At 38.7% G+C, this 17,888-nt stretch carries 14 protein-coding genes; 6 read left to right on the top strand and 8 right to left on the bottom strand.

What is annotated here, in order from left to right; all coding sequences use genetic code 11:
• Positions 1-9: 9 nt before the first annotated feature.
• The 5 genes from lpdA to J2S77_RS10305 form a co-directional block, all read right to left on the bottom strand.
• Positions 10-1,419 carry a dihydrolipoyl dehydrogenase gene (gene lpdA / locus J2S77_RS10325; RefSeq protein WP_306977071.1) on the bottom strand — a complete coding sequence of 470 codons (1,410 nt, stop codon included), beginning with the start codon at positions 1,417-1,419 and terminating at the stop codon, positions 10-12.
• 4 nt (positions 1,420-1,423) lie between these two features.
• On the bottom strand, positions 1,424-2,722 hold the full coding sequence (locus J2S77_RS10320) for a dihydrolipoamide acetyltransferase family protein (protein ID WP_306977069.1): 1,299 nt from the start codon (positions 2,720-2,722) through the stop codon (positions 1,424-1,426).
• A gap of 27 nt (positions 2,723-2,749) precedes the next feature.
• Positions 2,750-3,727, bottom strand: coding sequence for an alpha-ketoacid dehydrogenase subunit beta (locus J2S77_RS10315; RefSeq protein WP_306977067.1), 978 nt, complete (start codon positions 3,725-3,727; stop codon positions 2,750-2,752).
• Positions 3,728-3,730: 3 nt separating this feature from the next.
• The gene (pdhA, locus tag J2S77_RS10310; protein WP_306977125.1) at positions 3,731-4,774 is read right to left on the bottom strand and encodes a pyruvate dehydrogenase (acetyl-transferring) E1 component subunit alpha; all 1,044 of its coding nucleotides are present in this window, start codon (positions 4,772-4,774) and stop codon (positions 3,731-3,733) included.
• Positions 4,775-5,246: 472 nt separating this feature from the next.
• Entirely contained in the window at positions 5,247-5,918 is a 672-nt protein-coding gene (locus tag J2S77_RS10305; protein WP_306977066.1) for a YkyA family protein, read from the bottom strand.
• 169 nt (positions 5,919-6,087) lie between these two features.
• Between J2S77_RS10305 and def the strand changes: the two genes are divergently transcribed.
• The 3 genes from def (at position 6,088) to rnjA (ending at position 8,944) form a co-directional block, all read left to right on the top strand.
• Positions 6,088-6,645: a peptide deformylase gene (def, locus tag J2S77_RS10300; RefSeq protein ID WP_306977064.1), complete on the top strand. Its 558-nt coding sequence runs from the start codon at positions 6,088-6,090 to the stop codon at positions 6,643-6,645.
• Positions 6,646-7,063: 418 nt separating this feature from the next.
• Entirely contained in the window at positions 7,064-7,273 is a 210-nt protein-coding gene (locus tag J2S77_RS10295) for a DNA-dependent RNA polymerase subunit epsilon (protein WP_167264143.1), read from the top strand.
• 3 nt (positions 7,274-7,276) lie between these two features.
• Entirely contained in the window at positions 7,277-8,944 is a 1,668-nt protein-coding gene (gene rnjA, locus J2S77_RS10290) for a ribonuclease J1 (protein ID WP_167264141.1), read from the top strand.
• A 94-nt stretch (positions 8,945-9,038) separates the two neighbouring features.
• On the opposite strand, the gene J2S77_RS10285 is transcribed toward rnjA, so the two are convergent.
• The 3 genes from J2S77_RS10285 to J2S77_RS10275 form a co-directional block, all read right to left on the bottom strand.
• The gene (locus J2S77_RS10285) at positions 9,039-9,707 is read right to left on the bottom strand and encodes a potassium channel family protein (RefSeq protein WP_306977059.1); all 669 of its coding nucleotides are present in this window, start codon (positions 9,705-9,707) and stop codon (positions 9,039-9,041) included.
• A 534-nt stretch (positions 9,708-10,241) separates the two neighbouring features.
• Positions 10,242-12,065, bottom strand: a complete 1,824-nt coding sequence (locus J2S77_RS10280; protein ID WP_306977057.1) for an ABC transporter ATP-binding protein — start codon at positions 12,063-12,065, stop codon at positions 10,242-10,244.
• 12 nt (positions 12,066-12,077) lie between these two features.
• Entirely contained in the window at positions 12,078-13,829 is a 1,752-nt protein-coding gene (locus tag J2S77_RS10275) for an ABC transporter ATP-binding protein (protein WP_306977055.1), read from the bottom strand.
• A 227-nt stretch (positions 13,830-14,056) separates the two neighbouring features.
• Here J2S77_RS10275 and J2S77_RS10270 point away from each other — a divergent pair, with 227 nt between their 5' ends.
• The 3 genes from J2S77_RS10270 (at position 14,057) to J2S77_RS10260 (ending at position 17,772) form a co-directional block, all read left to right on the top strand.
• Positions 14,057-14,881 carry a mechanosensitive ion channel family protein gene (locus tag J2S77_RS10270; RefSeq protein WP_306977053.1) on the top strand — a complete coding sequence of 275 codons (825 nt, stop codon included), beginning with the start codon at positions 14,057-14,059 and terminating at the stop codon, positions 14,879-14,881.
• A gap of 70 nt (positions 14,882-14,951) precedes the next feature.
• The gene (locus J2S77_RS10265; RefSeq protein WP_306977050.1) at positions 14,952-16,286 is read left to right on the top strand and encodes an FAD-dependent oxidoreductase; all 1,335 of its coding nucleotides are present in this window, start codon (positions 14,952-14,954) and stop codon (positions 16,284-16,286) included.
• Between the two features lie 169 nt (positions 16,287-16,455).
• The gene (locus J2S77_RS10260; protein WP_306977048.1) at positions 16,456-17,772 is read left to right on the top strand and encodes a methyl-accepting chemotaxis protein; all 1,317 of its coding nucleotides are present in this window, start codon (positions 16,456-16,458) and stop codon (positions 17,770-17,772) included.
• Positions 17,773-17,888: the final 116 nt, after the last annotated feature.

Raw genomic sequence — 17,888 nt, 5'->3', positions numbered from 1 at the left:
GAGTTGAGTTTATTTTGTAATATGAATTGGCATGCCCATTGCTAAGTCTGCTGCTTCCATAACTGTTTCACCTAGTGTTGGGTGAGCATGAATGGTTAACGCTAAGTCTTCAGCTGTCATTCCAGCTTCAACTGCTAAACCAATTTCTGCGATTAAGTCACTTGCATTTGGTCCAGCCACTTGGCCACCAATCACAAGACCATCTGATTGACGTGTAATAAGCTTCACAAAACCTTCAGAGTCATTTAGTGATAACGCACGTCCGTTAGCGCCGAATGGGAATTTCGAAGCGTCAACTTCAAATCCTGCTTCTTTCGCGCTATCTTCCGAGTGACCAACGCTTGCTAATTCTGGATCACTAAAGACAACAGCTGGAATTCCAAGATAGTCGATCTCAGATTTCTCACCACTGATTGCTTCAGCTGCAATTTTACCTTCATAAGAAGCCTTGTGTGCAAGTGGTGGTCCATCAACAATGTCACCAATCGCATAAATATTATCTAAGTTTGTACGGCACTGTTTGTCGATTTTGATCAGACCATTATCGTCCATTTCAACGCCCATTTCATCTAGACCGATTTCGTCAGTATTTGGACGACGACCAACTGTTACTAATAAATAATCAGCTTCTACCGTTTTTTCTTCGCCTTTTTCTTCATACGTTACTTTAACGCCATTATCGGTCTCTTCAACACCTTGTGCCATCGCCTTTGTAACGACGTCTACGCCTTTCTTCTTAAGACGCTTTTTCACAAGTTGTGTCATACCTTTTTCGAATCCACCTAGGATATCTTCTGTACCTTCAAGAATAGTTACTTCTGTACCAAAGCTAGCGTAAGCACCACCAAGTTCAGTACCAATATAACCGCCACCGATTACAACCATCTTCTCTGGAATCTCATCTAATTCCAAAGCACCTGTTGAATCAAGGACACGATCTGAATAAGGAAATGGTTTTAATTCAATTGGACGAGATCCTGTGGCAACAATCGCATTCTTAAACTTATACGTTTGAGATTGCTTGTCATCCATAATTTTCGCCGTATTTTGATCAACAAAGTAAACTTCACCTTTGACAATGTCAGCTTTATTAGACTTAAGTAAGCCTTCAACACCGCCAGTCAACTTGTTAACGACTTGACCTTTCCACTCTTGTACTTTTGAGAAGTCAACGGATACATTCTCAGCAGTAATCCCCATATCTTCTGAATCATTCGCTTGTTCATAACGGTGTCCCGCTGAGATGAGTGCTTTAGACGGCACACAACCAACGTTTAAACAAACTCCACCTAAATTACCTTTATCGACAATTGTAACACTTTGGCCCATTTGAGCAGCGCGAATTGCTGCTACATATCCGCCTGGGCCTGCCCCTACGACTAATGTATCGACTTCAACTGGGAAATCTCCTACTACCATAAATCTACGCCTCCATCATAATTAATTGTGGATCTTCTAATAATCGCTTCACATGGTTCATCGCGTGTTGCGCTGTTGCACCATCAATAATACGGTGGTCAAAGCTTAATGATATCGCTAAGACAGGTGCTGCAACTACTTCACCGTCACGTACAACTGGTTCTTCACTAATGCGACCAATACCTAGAATCGCGACTTCTGGATGGTTAATAACTGGTGTGAACCATTTACCACCTGCTGAACCAATATTCGTGATCGATGTTGATGCCCCTTTCATCTCTTCTGAAGCTAGTTTACCATCACGAGCTTTCGTTGCCAACTCGTTAATTTCATCAGAGATTTGGAAGATCGACTTACGATCAGCGTCTTTTACAACTGGTACGAGTAAGCCTTTGTCCGTATCGGCTGCAATACCAATATTGTAATAATGTTTTTGAATTAGTTCATCTGTATCATCATCAAATGAAGTATTAAGCACAGGGTATTTCTTAATAGTTGATACTAATGCTTTAACCACATAAGGTAGATACGTTAACTTGATATCTTGTTCTGCCGCAACTTCTTTAAATTTCTTACGATGATTAACTAGTTCTGTCACATCGACGTCATCCATTAATGTTACGTGTGGAGCAGTCTGTTTCGATTTAACCATGGCTTTAGCAATCGATTTACGGATTCCGCTAATTTTCTCACGAGTTTCTGGATATTGTCCTTCAAGCACAGGCTCTTGTTTGCTGCTTTCAGCTGGTTGTTCTTCGCTTGCTTCAGCAGCCTCTGCAGTCTCTGTAGGTTGATCGCCACTTAAGAAGGTATCAATATCTTCCTTTAGGATGCGACCATTTTTACCTGACCCTTGTACTTTTTGAATGTTCACATCATTTTCGCGAGCATATTTACGAACAGATGGCATCGCAATAACACGTTCGCCTTCATCGTCTGATTCACCACGATTTTGTGTTGTACTCTCTTTAGCTTCAGACTTCTCTTCTTTCTGTTCTTCTTTATCTTCTTTTTGCTCTTCAGCGTCATCTGATTCGCTTTCATCAGAACCTTGATCCTCATATCCTTCAGCATCAATCGTAACGATTACTTGTCCAACCGTTGCGACCTCTCCTTCATCAACATGAACGTCGCTAACTGTTCCTTCAACAGGTGATGGAATTTCAACAACAGCTTTATCGTTTTGCACTTCGCAAAGTACATCATCTTCTTGGATTTCATCACCTGCATTAATAAACCACTTGGCTATCTCGCCTTCATGGATTCCTTCACCAATATCTGGTAATTTAAATTCAAAGGCCACTATGATACCCTCCTGTCTTTGACTTCATTAAAAGTTGATTGATTGTTTTGCTTTCTCAACAATATCGTTATGATTTGGTAACCATACTTCTTCTGCTTCAGAAAATGGATATACTGTATCTGGTGCTGTAACACGTAGTACAGGTGCTTCTAAATGCAAGATTGCTCTCTCTTGAATTTCTGAAACAACGCTTGCCGCAATACCTGCTTGACGTTGAGCTTCTTGAATCACGACAGCACGATTCGTTTTCTCAACTGATTCAATAATCGTGTCGTAATCAACTGGGCTAACTGTGCGTAAGTCAATCACTTCAGCTTCAATACCATCTTCTTTTAACTCTTCAGCTGCTTTAAGTGCCGCGTGAACCATCGCACCATAAGCAACAAATGTAATGTCACTACCTTCACGTTTCACATTTGCTTTACCTAAATCAACCGTATACTCTTCTTCAGGTACTTCTTCACGGAATGAACGATAAAGTTTCATATGTTCTAAGAAAATAACTGGATCATTTTCACGAATAGATTGAATTAATAATCCTTTTGCATCGTATGGATTAGATGGAATGACAACACGTAAACCAGGTTGTTGTGCCATCAACCCTTCTAAACTGTCAGCGTGCAATTCTGGCGTATGAACACCACCACCAAATGGTGAGCGAATTGTGATTGGTGCATGCCAACGACCACCTGAACGGTAACGTAGACGGGCAGCTTGTCCACTCACAGCATCCATTGCTTCAAATACGAAGCCGAAGAATTGAATTTCAGGAACTGGACGTAAACCTTGTGTTGACATACCAACAGATAAGCCAATAATTCCTGATTCAGCTAACGGCGTATCAAAGACACGATCTTCTCCGAATTCTTCTTGAAGTCCTTCTGTTGCACGGAAAACACCACCGTTTTGGCCGACGTCTTCACCGAACACAAGGACGTTTTCATCATTTTTAAGCTCTGTTTGTAAAGCATTAGTGATTGCTTGAATCATCGTCATTTGTGCCATGGCTTACTTCGACTCCTTTTCTTTATATTCTTCCATCTGTTCTTCTAAGTTCTGTGGAAGTCTATCGTACATAATTGACATTAAGTCAGTTACCTTTTGTTTATCTTGTTGGTCAGCTTCTTTAATCGCAGCTTTAATTTCTTCTTTTGCCGTTTCAATGATTTCATTTTCTTTCTCTTCAGACCATAAATCTTTAGATTCTAAGTATTTACGGAAACGTACTAGTGGGTCACGTTTTTCCCATTCGTCATCCATATCATCTGTACGATAACGTGTCGGATCGTCACCAGCCATTGTATGTGGACCGTAACGATAAGTCATCGTTTCAATCATTGTTGGACCTTCACCATTAATAGCGCGTTCACGTGCTTCTTTAACGACTTGATATACAGCTAATACATCCATACCATCAACTAAGAAGCCAGGAACACCAGCAGCCGCTGCCTTTTGAGCAATAGTATCTGCTGCAGACTGCTTTTCAACTGGTACAGAGATAGCAAATTGGTTGTTTTGCACAACAAAGATAGCTGGTGCTTGGTAAGCTCCTGCAAAATTAACACCTTCATAGAAATCACCTTGCGAAGCACCACCATCGCCAGTATAAGTTAGTGCAACATTTTGTTTTCCAGTACGTTTCATACCTAACGCAACACCTGCAGCCTGAGTGATTTGCGCACCGATAATAATCTGTGGGCTTAATGCATTCACATCTTCTGGCATTTGGTTACCGTGATAATGGCCACGGGAAAATAAAAATGCTTGATATAGCGGTAATCCGTGGAAAATTAATTGAGGAACATCACGATAAGCCGGGAGTAAGAAATCTTCTTTCTCCATAGCATAATGACTTCCTAATTGTGAAGCCTCCTGACCTGCAGTAGGTGCATAGAAACCTAATCGACCTTGGCGATTTAGTGCAATGGAACGTTGGTCTAACACACGCGTGTAAACCATACGGCGCATTAATTCAACAAGATCATCATCTGATAAATCAGGGAGGTTGTCTTCATCTACAATTTGACCATTTTCATCTAAAATTTGAATCATTTCGAACTGTTCTTCGATACCTTCAAGTGGACTTTTGAAACTCACGTAGGTCACCTCTTCCTTTCATGATTAAAATTTTTTTTTTAGAATGATTTAACGTCCTAATTTAATGAATACCTATCCTTTTTATATGTACCCATAATCGATTAGCGTTAATCATAAAAAAACTGTTACAACTTTTTGCTAGAATGAATTAGTACAACATCCATCTATTAAGTAGTTTATCCTAAAAGAATATTTTTCGTCAAACACTTTTGATTATGCATAATGATAAACATTTTTGATAAATACTATTCAGTTCATGAACTGAAACTGTTACAGCAAATTATCATTTCTGTATTATAACAGAAGGCTGTGTGAGAAAGCGTTTTCTTAACTTAGTCAATATCAAGCTTATTGAGGCCTTACTTAGAAGATGTTTGGAAACAAAAAAGCACACGTACTAGCTACGTGTGCTCTGTCCTACAACAACTTATTCAGTTTCACCATTTTCGCTTTCAAATTCTACATTTAAGTCAACTGTTTCATAAAATTCTCGCTTTAGATCGTTAAAGCTTTCTGTCTTATCATTGAATGTTTGTTGAGCTGAAGTAATATCATCATAACTTGAATTGATCTCATCCACTTGTTCATCTAAAGCTTCTTGCTCCAAGTCTTCATTTGCTAACATGTCATACAGCTCTTGGTCTAAATCCAGTGATTTATTATAAGCATCATAAACATTTTGGAATGCTTCGTAACGTTCGTTCATAGTGGTAACCATATTATTCGCTACTTCTTGTGCTTCCTCATCTAAGTCTTCTATTGACTCTTCAACTTGATCAAACTCTTCTTTTGCCGCGTCGATACTCGTTTTTTCCTGTTCAACCAATTCTCTACGTTCTTCTAAGAGGGCTTGTGCTTCTTCAACTGTGCCTTGGATTTCATCTAATTCATCCATGTTAACTTCGATTAATTCATTGTATAATTCTTGTTCCTGTTGTTCTACGTCTACCAGTTCCTCTTGTGCTTCGTGAAACCCTGCCTCTTCTTCGACAGAAGACTCTAGATGATTATAGATGTCCTCTGCAGCTTGGTTGGAATTGCAAGCGACTATAAACGTCGTGATCGTGATCATTATAAACAGTAAGCTAAGTTTTTTCATCTCGTCATTCCCTTTCTGATCATCATAGTCCTATTTTTATATTTACATCTTTATAACAAGTAAAGTATAGCATATTTCTGTTTTAAAAATATACAACTTACATGATGATTTTATATGATTTATGCTAAAATAGATGATGGAATTTGCGCAATTAGAAAGGATGTCATTAATGATCACAATGGATGATATTGTTCGTGAAGGACACGAGACACTACGACAACGCACTGAGAACGTCACCCTCCCTCCTTCAGACGAAGATCAATATACATTAAAAGAAATGCTTCAATTTATTAAAAACAGCCAAGATGAGGAACTAGCTGAACAATATGACTTGAGACCAGGCGTTGGATTAGCAGCTCCTCAAATCGGCCTATCCAAACGTATGATGGCTGTACATTTCACAGATGCAAACGGTCGGGAATACAGCAATGGGTACTACAATCCGCGTATTGTCAGTCATTCAGTCGAGCAAGCTTATTTACCTGGTGGAGAAGGGTGTTTAAGCGTTGATCGTGATGTGCCTGGAATCGTTCCACGTCATGCACGTATTACCGTTAAAGCCACAACCTTAGATGGCGAAGACGTAAAAATTCGACTCAAAGGTTATGCAGCTTGTGTTTTTCAACACGAAATTGATCATTTAAACGGTGTTATGTTTTATGATCATATTAATCAAGATGACCCGATGACTCCACCAGAAGGCGCTGTATCCGTCGATGAATTATAATTGAAAGATAAATTTCAAGGTACTGACGAACTTTGTCAGTACTTTTTTTGTATTTATTATTTTATTTATGGTGAGGAACAGTATATAATAAAGATAGGATTTATCATGGACATTGGATAAAATAATCATTGTAACAATCATAGCTATGCGATAAATTGCGATCTTATTACCAACCTACTACTAGTTGTATATCATACTGAAAGGAGATGTATGGTATAATGTTGAAACGGTTGCGTGAAAAAATTAAAAAACGTCTAAAAAAAGTACTAAGATCTAAACAGGGTGCAAGTACGTAAATTAACACCTTTTATTTCGCATGGTAACAGACTGAATTTGTTTAATAATGCTTAATTGCATTTTATATAGCTATACGGATAGGAATGAACGTAAAACTAATTTAAGTAAGGAGAGAGACAAAATGGTATTCAAAGTACTCTATCAAGAAAACATTACAGAAGCTCCAGTACGTGAAGAAACTAAAACCATGTACGTTGAAGCAGAAACCAAACGTGAAGTCCGTGAAAAGCTAGCAGACCGTCCGTATAATATTGAGCATGTCCAAGAACTAAGTGAGGCGCATTTAGCCTATGAACAACAATCCGAAAACTTTAAGGTAGAGGATCTCTAACGCATGAAGTTTGTTAAAAACGATCAAGTTGCAATATTTGCGTTAGGTGGTCTTGGTGAAATCGGTAAAAATACTTACGGCATTCAATTCCAAGACGAAATTATTTTAGTCGATGCTGGTATTAAATTCCCGGAAGATGAGTTGTTAGGAATTGATTATGTCATCCCGGATTATACGTATTTAATCCAAAACCAAGACAAGATTAAAGGATTGTTTCTTACACATGGACACGAAGACCACATTGGTGGGATTCCATATTTATTACGCGAGATGAACATCCCGATCTACGGCGGGAAGCTAGCAATCGGCTTAGTCCGAAACAAGTTAGAAGAGCACGGTTTACTCCGTAGCGCTGACTTAAACGAAATTCAGGAAGACGACGTGATTAAATTCCGTAAAACATCCGTCAGCTTCTTCCGTACGACACACAGCATTCCAGATTCATTCGGAATTGTTGTCAAAACACCACCTGGAAATATCGTTCACACAGGTGACTTTAAATTTGATTTCACCCCAGTTGGTGAACCAGCCAATCTATCTAAGATGGCTGAAATCGGGTCTGAAGGTGTTTTAGCCCTCTTATCAGATAGTACTAACAGTGAAGTTCCAGGCTTCAGTCTATCTGAAAGCGTTGTAGGCGAAAGTATCCAAAACATATTCGATGAAGTGAGTGGACGAATTATTTTTGCAACATTCGCATCGAATATTTACCGCCTACAGCAAGTAGTCCAGTCAGCAATTAAGAACAAACGGAAAATTGTTGTCTTTGGACGAAGCATGGAAAATGCAATCAAAATTGGTCAGAAACTTGGTTACATTCAAGCACCGAAAGATACATTTATTGAACCAAACCAAATTTCTAAAACACCGAGTGATGAGTTGGTCATTCTCTGTACAGGCTCACAAGGTGAATCATTAGCGGCATTATCACGTATCGCTAATGGCACGCACCGCCATGTACAGATCCAACCAGATGATACAGTTGTCTTTTCATCATCACCGATTCCTGGTAACACAATCAGTATTAATCGTAATATTAATAAATTGTACCGTGCTGGTGCGAATGTCATTCATGGATCATTAAATGATATTCACACTTCAGGACATGGTGCTCAAGAAGAACAAAAGTTAATGTTACGTTTACTAAAACCACAATACTTTATGCCAATTCACGGTGAATACCGCATGTTAGCTGAACATATTAATTTAGCTGAACAAACAGGTGTCCCACGTAAAAACAGTTTCATTATGGATAACGGGGATGTCTTAGCTCTTGGCAAAAATAAAGTAGGTGTTGCTGGTAAGATTCCATCTGGTTCAGTTTATGTAGATGGTAGTGGAATTGGTGATATTGGTAATATCGTCCTTCGCGACCGTCGTATCCTTTCTGAAGAAGGGTTAGTCGTCGTCGTGGTAAGTATCGATATGAAAGAATTCCGAATTGCTTCTGGACCTGACATTATCTCTCGTGGTTTCGTCTATATGCGCGAATCAGAGGATCTGATTAAAGATGCACAAGGTCTAGTTGCGAATCATTTAGAAAAAGTAATGGAACGCAAGACGACGCAATGGTCTGAAATTAAAAATGAAATTACAGATACAATTCAACCATTCTTATATGATAAAACGAAGCGTCGTCCGATGATTTTACCGATCATCATGGAAGTATAATTGAATCATTCCTATCCAACGTAGTAAGCCCCCATGGCCAATTAGGCCATGGGGGCTTTTAATATGGATTTATAATTTATTTTTACTTAACAGTCTAATCTTCAATAACAAGCGCTTTTTCGAAACGATGAATATCTTGATCGGCACCAATCACAATAATAACATCATCTCTATGAATGACATCACCCGCCATTGGTGAAACATTGATGTCCTCTCCGCGTTTAATGGCCACAACGTTACAACCAAAACGAGCGCGTATATCTAGATCGATTAATGTCTTATCATTCATCTTCTTTCCTGCTTTCACTTCAACGACACTGTGCTCATCTGATAACTCTAAGTAATCTAGAATATTACTTGAAATAATGCTATGAGCAATACGTTTACCCATGTCACGTTCAGGGTGAACAACTTCATCGGCACCAATCTTATTCAAGACTTTTTCATGGTAATCATTTTGAGCTTTAACTGTGATCATTTTAATTCCAAGTTCTTTAACAATTAGGGTTGTTAGAATACTTGCATGAATATTATCACCGATTGCAACAATGATATGGTCAATATTTCGAATGCCTAAATCTTTTAACGCTAATTCGTCTGTGGAATCTGCAATAACTGCATGTGATGCAATATCTTTATATTCATTTATTTTCTCCTCATCAGAATCAATCGCTAAGACTTCCATACCTTCACGTGCGAGTTCCTTACATATACTGCCGCCAAATCGTCCTAAACCGATGACGCCATACAGATGCTTACTCATCTGCCTTCCTCCTCTTTTGTCTATACTGAGCATAGTCTACCATATATCACGACCTATTTGTCGAATGATTATTAAATCTTTCTACAACAAATCCACTAATTTAATATGTTCTGTTAAAGTTCGTTGTTGATGTTGTGATCCGCTACTGGTGGACGCTTTCCGTGGGGCACGGCTCGAGCCTTCTCGGCCACTAAAGGAACTTCGGCTAAGTGCCGGACGTCAATCACAAACGCCGAAGTGATCCACATCCTGTGGCCCTCTGGGGGTCTCGAGACTCGTGCTTTTCCCGTGATGACCTGGACGGTCTAATGTCGACGTTGGTCACAGGACGTGACCGCTTTTAGTCGACCTGGAGTCGCCACCATCGCTACTCACAATTCAACAACTTAGTGCTAAACCAATTGAAATTAATACTAAACTTTAACAAAGCCAATTATTAAAAAATATTTTAATAATCTAGAACTTCAATCTAATGATAGGCCCTTTTAATGTAACAAAGAAAACCGAACGACATGTAAGCCGCTCGGTTCTCCTTTACATTTGATCTAATGCTTGAAATTGTGACTTAACTAGACCATAGTATTCGCCACCATGTGCCATTAATTCATCATGATTGCCTTGTTCTAATATCTGACCGTTTTCTAACACAATAATGTTATCTGAATCACGGATCGTTGATAAACGGTGTGCAATAATAATAGATGTGCGTCCTTCTAATAAGCGTTTAAGCGCACTTTGGATTTTCACTTCTGTTTCTGTATCAATGCTTGCTGTTGCTTCATCTAAAATAATAATTTTAGGGTCAGCTAACAATGCACGAGCAAATGATAACAATTGACGCTCACCAGCAGACAATATATTACCTCGCTCTTCAACTTCAGTTTCATAACCATCTGCCAGACGCTGGATAAATTCATCAGCTCCAACGACTTTGGCTGCATCAATCACTTCTTCATCTGATGCGTCAGGACGACCAAAGCGAATGTTTTCCATAATAGTTCCTGAGAAAATGAACGTATCTTGTAAGACGACACTAATCTTTTGGCGTAAATCATCGAGTTTCACATCCCGTAAATCAATCCCGTCGATCTTAACAGCACCACTCGTCGGGTCATAAAAACGACTGATCAAATTCGCAATCGTTGTTTTGCCGGAACCTGTATGACCGACAAGAGCCACTGATTGACCTGGTTTCATCTCTAAGGAAATATCATCTAAAGCAATCCGTTCATCATCATAAGCGAATTGTACGTGATCAAACTCAATATGACCCTCAATATCATTCAAATGAACGGCATCTTCCTTCTCCTTCACATTCGGTTCTTCATCTAGAAATTCAAAAATACGTTCAGAAGCTGACATCGCCATAAGCAATTGATTATACATTTGACCAAGACGTGAAATCGGCTCCCAGAACATGCCGATAAATAACGCAAACGTAAAGAATGTACCGACTGTTAATGCATCTTGTGAAATTAAGAATGCACCAAAACCTAATAGCACCGCCGTTCCAAACGCATTACTCATTTCCACAAAAGGACGGAACATCGCACTTTTCCGAGTCGCTGTTTGCCAACGGTCAAAGTTATCAGAGTTCACACCTTCGAAAAACTCTGTGTTTTCTTGCTCTTGCGCGAACGATTGCGTAATACGAATACCTTGAATGCTTTCGTTTAAATGTGAATTAAGTCTTGATTGCTGAATCCGTACTTGTTGCCATGAGCGACGAATTCTTTTTCGTAACTTCGTTGAAATATAGAACATAATTGGAATAACAATCACGACCGCTGCAGCTAACGGTGGACTAAGTACAAATAAAATCACAATGATACTAATAAGCATAACGATATCCATGAGTAAGTTAATAATTCCATTTGTAAACAGTTCTTGTAGTGAATTAATATCATTCATGATACGAACGATGATACTACCTGCCGACTTTTTATCAAAAAAGCGGTTTGACAAATGCTGAACATGTGAAAACAAATGTCGTCTTAAATCATAAATCACGTTTTGTCCGAGTAAATTCACATATTTAATCCGAACCATATTACCGATGTAACTAAATAAGTACATGATCGCAATTCCTATAACGAGTTGGATCAATAAATTTGTGTTGCCTGTATCAATTGCCATATCAATTGCCACACGACCAACAAGAATTGGCACAACTAATCGTACGATGGTCGAAACTAGCATAGCGATAATGGCAATAGGTAAGATCTTTTTAGAATACGGTTTTAAATATTTTAATAATCGAACTGTCTGTTGCCAGTTAAACGGCTTATCAACGGCGATATCTTGTGTATAGTGAAATCGTTTTAAATGTGGGCTTTTTTCTTTGGCTTCAGTTGCCATTTGTCTCCCCCCTTATACATGTTGTTTACCTAATATGGCCTCTTTATCTTGGTATTGAATGTCATAAATGCGTTGGTACGGACCTTCATTGTCGAGTAAATCTTCGTGTTTACCGCGCTCAACGATTGCACCACCTTCTAATACAAGAATTTCATCGGCGTGTTGTAGTGATGAAATACGATGCGCAATAATAAACGTCGTACGGTCCGACATGACTTCCCGTAATGCTTTTTGAATTTTCGCTTCTGTTTGCATATCAACAGCTGATGTTGCGTCATCTAGGACTAAAATGCTCGGATCAATCAAAAGAGCTCTTGCTAGAGAAATCCGTTGTTTTTGACCACCTGATAGACCCATGCCACGTTCACCTAGTAACGTGTCATAACCATCTGGCATCGATTCAATGAAGTCATGAGCTTGCGCACGTTTAGCTGCATCAACTATTTCATCCATTGAAGCTTCTGGATTGCCGTATGCGATGTTTTCTTTGATCGTCGTTGAAAATAAGAATGGCTCCTGTAAGACAAACCCTATTTGTTTGCGCAAATCTTTCAGTGAATAGTCTGTCGTCGGTTTCCCATCAATGTAAACAGTCCCCTGTTCAGGTTCATAAAACCGTGTTAAAAGTTGAGTGATACTTGATTTACCGGCACCAGTTGCACCAATTAACCCAACAATTTTCCCAGGTGGTGCATCGAAACTCACTTCTTTTAATGCCTCATCATCATCTTCAACATATGTTAGTGTCACATTGTCAAAGGCAACATGCCCTTTTATTGTTTCGCCTTTAGCTGGTTGACCGTCATCTAATTCTAGATCTGACTCTAAAACCTCAAGTAAACGCTCACCAGATGCTTTTGCTTGTGAAAACTGATTGACAACAAACCCAAAGTTCATTAATGGTCCTAGAAACATCCAGACTAACGAGAAGAAGGCACCTAATTCACCGACTTGAACATCACCTTGAATCACTAAGTAACCACCAAACGCAAGTAAGGCCACAACACATACATTACCGACAAACTCCATAAATGGCATGTATTTTGACCAGATTGATGCTGTTTTCAAATAGTGATCTCGATAGTTTTCCCCTTTTTCTTCATAACGACCAATCTCAAAGTTTTCACGAGATAATGACTTAACCGTGTTCATTCCCGAAATATTTTCTTGAACACGTGTATTCATTCGTCCAAATGAACGTCGGATTCCTAAAAAGGCTGGATGTACACGTTTGTCGAACATATAAACTGAAACAGCTAAAAAAGGCATTGCTGCTAAAGTAACGAGTGTTAATGGTACGGAGTAAAATAACATAACCGCACCACTCACGATTACAAGCGACACAATACGTAATAACTCTGCAAAACCAAACGATAAGAAGAAACGAAAACCTTCTACATCTGCAGTCAAGCGTGACATCAAGTCACCTGTTTTAGCATTATCGTAATACTTGAATGACAAGCGCTGTAATTTACGATACAAATCGTTTCGGACTTCATAAACGGTTGATATACCGAATAAATCACCAAAATACTGTTGCGTAAAAACAGATATTGCTTTGATTCCCATAAGAACTATGAATGCAATAATAATAATTGGTAAAAGGTCAAAGTTTTGTTGACCAATCACATTATCAATCGTTTGTTGCAAAACGATTGGATAAGCGGCCGTTATGATTGTCACAAATAACATAGAGATAAGTGAAATAATCAAATACCGCTTAAAAGGCCAGTAATATTGTTTTAGCTTTTTGAAAATATCCAAGCCTCTTCCCCCACTTTCTATCGATGAATATTCCTGCTTTTATAAATATATCGGGTTACGAAATAAAATGCTACCCCTTTGCCTTAATTTTTTGAAAAAATTTATAATTCGCATTCTTAATATAACTTTGAGTACCCGTAAAATGTCAAATTATGATTGAAACATGATTAACGAAATACGTTATGTGGTATATAATAGTTAGACCTAGTAATGAAAGGAGTTTTTTGATGGACTTTTTAGATCTCGAAGGCATGTTAAGTAACTTAGTGAGTATTGGTGGTCAATTATTATTACTTATTATCGTTTATGTTATTGTGGCCCCAATCGGACGTAAAGCCATTTCTAAGGCCATGGGGCATGTAGCCAAACGCCAAAAATTAAACGAAGGACGTAAGAAGACATTAGAGAACTTGTTGTTAAACGTGTTTACATACGTATTATTGTTCTTTTTCATTGTTACGTTCCTAGGAATTCTAGGTATTCCGCTTGCTCCAGTCTTGGCAGGTGCTGGTATCGTTGGACTAGCTGTCGGTTTTGGTGCCCAAGGTTTAGTTAGTGATATCGTGACAGGTTTTTTCATTTTAATTGAAAAACAAATCGATGTGGATGATTATGTCACAGCAGGTGGTCATGACGGTATTGTAGAAGAATTGGGATTACGGACAACTCAATTACGGGGATTTGATGGCACCCTACACTTTATTCCGAACCGTTATATTCAAGCTGTAAACAACCATACACGCGGTAATATGCGCGCGCTCGTCGATATGGGCATTGGTTATAGTGAAAATATTGACCAAGCTATGGAAATTTTACAAAATGTGTGCGATCGTTTTCGTGAAGACGACCGTATCAAAGAAGGTCCTGATGTTGTCGGAGTGCAAAGTTTAGGTTCATCTGACGTTGTATTACGTGTCATAGCCCAAACTGAAAAAATGCTACAGTGGGAAGTGGAACGTGATCTTCGTAAAGCCATGAAGGAAGCACTTGATGATGCAGGAATTGAAATACCTTTCCCTCACCGTACGATTGTTCAAAAAGAAACCGAGTAATAGCAACTATATGGAGCTCATGTTTGTCACATGAGCTCTTTTTTATAACAAGTAAATGAGGTGGTATGAAATGCGCTACGTTATTATTGGAGGCGATGCTTCTGGTATGAGTGCAGCGATGCAGATTAAACGTGAAAGTACACAAGACGATCAGATTATTACACTTGAAAAAGGAGACTATTATTCCTATGGGCAATGCGGGTTACCTTATGTCATTAGTGGTGACGTTCAGTCAACAGATGATGTGATTGCTAAGCCTGTTGAAGTATTTCGCCAAAAGCATGGCATTGATGCAAGGACACAGCATGAAGTGACTGCCGTAGATCCTAATAAACAAGTCGTTTCTGGCGTGAACCTGGAAAACGACGAACCATTTGAAATTGAATACGATAAACTGCTGATTGCTACAGGCGTACGTCCTGTAAAACCAGATTGGGATGGGATCGACTTAAATGGTATTCACTCGATGAAAACCATTCCAGATACTAATAAAATTATAACCGACCTTCAATCTGAAGAACCTGAGACTGTCACAATCATCGGTGGAGGTTTTATCGGATTAGAAATCGCCGAAAACATGCGTGAAATTGGAAAACATGTCCGCATTATTCAGGCTAGTCAACAATTAATGAACCCGATTGATTATGAGATGGCCAAATTACTACATGACGAAGCTGAACAACAGGGCGTCGAACTTATCTTCAATGAATTCGTCCAACGTTTTGAAGGTGATCAGAGAGTAGAAAAAGTTGTTACTGACCAAGGCGAATACCCAACAGATCAGGCCATTGTCAATATCGGTGTTAAACCAAACACTGATTTCTTAGACCCAAATGTATTCGACTTAAATGATCAAGGTGCTATATTGGTCAATGAATATATGGAAACTAACATCAATAATGTACACGCTGCTGGTGACTGTGCGGTTGACTACAATCGGGTCAAACAGCAAAATGACTTTATACCACTCGGGACTACCGCCAATAAACAAGGTATGATTGCTGGCATGAATATCGTTGGACGAGAGAAATCTTTTCAGGGGATTATTGGAACTTCCATTTTGAAATTCTTTACACTTGATGTTGCAAGAACTGGTTTATCAGAAAAAGAAGCTGAATCCTTAGGTTTTGATTATCGTGTAGTATCGATTAAAACAAATGCTGTCGCTGGATATTACGACCAGCAACCACTTCATCTTAAGCTCGTATATGAACAAGACTCACGAAAATTATTAGGTGGACAAGCCGTGGGTACTACTGGAGCAGACAAACGAATTGATGTACTTGCGACAGCACTCTATCATAATATGTCTACCGTTGATTTACTCAACCTTGATTTGGCCTATTCCCCACCTTATAATGGCGTATGGGATCCACTTCAACAAGCAGCCAAGAAAACACTATAATTCACTAAACCTGTCGAATAATACTCGGCAGGTTTTTTAACCTATTAATAAAATTTTATTTTCAAAAATTGATTGACAATTTCTCGACGAACAGTGTCAAATAATCACTCTTTTGGTACAATGAATTAGGACCTAAGTATGATAATTATAATCTTAAGGAGGATTTACCTTGCCCAACAAGACATTTCGCTTCAGTTTACGATTAAAACTTGTATTATTTACAACGATTTTAGCCATCATTACATACTCGACGAGTGGATTTTTTATTTATGTACTATATGACATGATCAGAGACTTTCTCAATATGTCTGAATTCACATTCACCGTGATCACCTTATTACTCGGAATCTTATGGTCCGGCATATTAGCATACTTTGCCGCACGAATTATTACTGATTCATTAAACAAACTTGAACGCGTTGCTTCAAAAGCTTCAGAAGGCGATATTAATCACCAAGTTGACGTAAAACAATCTGACGATGAAATTCGAGCCCTCAGTTTATCATTCAATAACATGTTATCAAACTTAAAAACAATGGTACATAATATTGACGATAACTTTAAACAGACCCAAAATACCGTTACAAATATAACCGATCGTACCGAACATGCCTCTGAACAAATTGAACAAATACGTGCAACAGTTGACGAAATTGCGTCCGGCGCGGAAAATACGTCATCAGCCGTACAAAACACTGCCGAAACTATTGAAAACACGACACACTTAGCTCAAGAAGTGAAAAACAAAGCCGAAACATCTAAAGATTCATCTCAAACGATGTTAACCACACTTGATGAAAGTAAAGAACTTACACAATCACTTATTAACGGTATTAACGAACTAGCTCAACAACAAGAATCCTCATTGGAGACATTTAACCGCCTTGTCGATAATGCAAATAAAGTAGAACAAATCACTTCACTTGTTGGTGAGTTCGCTGAACAAACAAATTTACTAGCACTAAATGCATCAATTGAAGCATCACATGCAGGCGAGCATGGAAAAGGGTTCGCTATTGTAGCTGAAGAAGTTCGAAAACTGGCTGATCAAAGCACGAAAGCTGTTGACGACATTTCAAAACTCGTCTCTAATATGCAACAAGATGTGCAGGCCATGACAACTGTCATAAACAGTCAAGTAGACCAAGCCAACACAGAAGCATCGAAGGGTGCTCAGACTAATGATGCAATTATCAAAATGTCAGAGTCGATTAATACGGTAGCTGATGAAGTAACAGAAATCTCGTCACTGGTAGATCAACAGTTAACGTCACTTGAAAACACATCACTTCAGTCACAAGAAGTTGCTGCAATTGCCGAAGAAACATCAGCTGGTACAGAAGAAGTAACCGCAACTATACATGAACAGGCATCACTCATGTCAGATATTAGCGATACGACACATGAACTGATTGATCAAGCTAATCGCTTAAATGATCAAATCAAGCAGTTTAAGTATGATGAAATTGATGATGCCGCATCATAAACGAAAATCTTTTAATTATGTTGATTATTTATTGAGGCTAATCAACAATCTGACAAAATTAAATAAATATCACCCTATCTTGCCATTAACTCGAACGTTTTCAAATTTCGTTCGAG

It is taken from the genome of Alkalibacillus salilacus, assembly GCF_030812915.1.
Classification (GTDB): Bacteria; Bacillota; Bacilli; order Bacillales; family Alkalibacillaceae; genus Alkalibacillus; species Alkalibacillus salilacus.
Note: the sequence above shows the minus strand (reverse complement) of the source record. Positions and strands in the feature narration are given on the sequence as shown.